General features: G+C 33.9%; 1 protein-coding gene and 1 pseudogene. Both read right to left on the reverse strand.

Features of this window, described 5'->3' with window-relative positions:
- On the reverse strand, positions 1–544 hold a 544-nt coding region (locus WGMM_RS02985; RefSeq protein ID WP_038249860.1), incomplete at its 3' end, for an SPFH domain-containing protein.
- Positions 545–551: 7 nt separating this feature from the next.
- A pseudogene (locus WGMM_RS02990) lies at positions 552–1,228 on the reverse strand (M23 family metallopeptidase); the annotation flags it as partial.

The following is a 1,228-nucleotide window of genomic DNA, read 5'->3' on the forward strand; positions in this document are numbered from 1 at the left end:
ACATTGACCGCAATTCATCTGAAATTTTATCAGAATTTTTACGTAAAGATTCCTCATCGCTTTCGCTATCATACGGATAATTGCTCGCCAATTCTCTAATTACCGAGTCACTTTGTACAAAAACAAATTCGTGATAGTTGTTAACATTATAATACGCCTTTGCAGGACTGCTCACTCTCCAAACAATTACTGCAGAAATCTCTATTGGACTTCCATTTGCATCATTAACTTTTATTTTTTCTGTGTTAATATTCTGAAATTTTAGGGAAACTATATATTTGCTTGAAAAGGGAAGCGTTACACATATTCCAGACTTTAAATAAGTTCCAATATAATGACCAAAAAATTCTATCACTCTTGCTTCATTAGGGTCATTAATAAAAAATCCTTGAAGAAAAGTCAAAATTGAAACGGCAGCAACTCCAAGTGCAATTGTGCTGTCATATGCCAAAAAAAGCAGCGATAAAATTAATCCTAGCGCTATTAGTACAGGAAAAGCCCGAATTTGACTCAAATTTCTATCGTTTATCGTATTCTTATCCATATTGTCTTTAAACTTCTTTTTCACTTGAACTCTCTCTGTTGATCGTTTTATTTATCTTATTTACAAATAGTTTAAACTCTCTTAATTCATGATCAGGCAATTTTACTTCAGTTTTATGCGCTATCGTAAGCGGATCGATGTGTTTGCCGTTATATATAACTTCGTAATGTAAATGAGGGCCTGTTGCAACACCAGTGCTACCAACATAGGCGATGACCTGCCCCTGCTTTACTTTAGAGCCTAACTTTATATCGCCACTAAATCTACTTATATGCGCATAACAGGTTGAATATTCATTTTTGTGTTTTATTTTGATGTAATTTCCATAGCCACCATTCTTTCCTATATATTCTATCACACCCTCTGCAGCAGCATATATGGGAGTGCCAAGTTTAGCTGCATAATCCACTCCTTTGTGAAAAGCAATTTTACCGCGAACAGGATGCTTTCTATTGCCAAATTTTGAGGATATGCGATAATCTCCATTTAAAGGATTTGCAAAAATTTCGCCATTTTTAAAGCTTATTCCTTCTTTATTAAAATACCTTTCTTTGCCGTCTTGCGATTTATAATGATATAAACTAATAGCTTTCTTGTTTATTGTCAGTGAAGCATATAAAATTTTTCTTCAGTCTTCTGATTATTAGGCAATCTCTCAAAAAGAACCTCCAATTTACTCTTCGG

The organism is Wolbachia endosymbiont of Glossina morsitans morsitans (assembly GCF_000689175.1).
GTDB classification, from domain to species: Bacteria; Pseudomonadota; Alphaproteobacteria; order Rickettsiales; family Anaplasmataceae; genus Wolbachia; species Wolbachia pipientis.